Here is a 667-nt window from a genome sequence, read left to right as displayed (position 1 = left end):
TCGTTGCGCCAGTCGCGGTGCAGCTCACAGGCCACGCCGAACCAGGTCATCAGCTGCGCACCGGCCGCTTCCATCCGACGCCAGGCGGCGTCACGGGTCATCTCGTTGAAGGTGCCGGAAGCATCCGCCACCACGAACACATCGAAACCTTCGGCCAGGGCCGACAGCGCCGGGAACGCCACGCAGACCTCGGTCACCACGCCGGCGATAATCAGTTGCTTCTTGCCGGTGGCCTTCACCGCCTTGACGAAGTCTTCGTTGTCCCAGGCGTTGATCTGGCCGGGGCGGGCGATGTACGGGGCGTCCGGGAACTGTGCTTTCAGCTCGGGGACCAGCGGGCCGTTGGGGCCGGTTTCGAAGCTGGTGGTGAGGATGGTCGGCAGGTTGAAGAATTTGGCCAGATCACCCAGCGCCAGCACGTTGTTCTTGAACTTGTCCGGATCGATGTCGCGGACCAGCGAGAGCAGACCGGCCTGGTGGTCGACCAGCAGGACGGCGGCGTTGTCTTTGTCCAGGCGGTTGTAGGTGGCGTTGGTCATGGTGAAATCCTCGATTTGCTTTCAGTGGGGCCGGCTGGGCCGGAAGGTTTTGGACTCGTCTGCAGTGCGTCACTGCATGGGAAGAGAGATTAAATTCGACACCCTTGCTCCACCAGACGGCAAAATTC

General features: G+C 62.4%; 1 protein-coding gene. It reads right to left on the bottom strand.

Features of this window, described 5'->3' with window-relative positions; genetic code table 11:
• Nucleotides 1–539, bottom strand: a 539-nt coding sequence (gene ycaC / locus FAS41_RS30750; RefSeq protein WP_138527037.1) for an isochorismate family cysteine hydrolase YcaC, incomplete at its 3' end; no start/stop codon positions are given.
• Nucleotides 540–667: the final 128 nt, after the last annotated feature.

The sequence above is a fragment of the Pseudomonas nicosulfuronedens genome (assembly GCF_005877905.1).
GTDB lineage: Bacteria > Pseudomonadota > Gammaproteobacteria > Pseudomonadales > Pseudomonadaceae > Pseudomonas > Pseudomonas nicosulfuronedens.
This window is presented reverse-complemented; position numbering and strand designations above follow the sequence as displayed.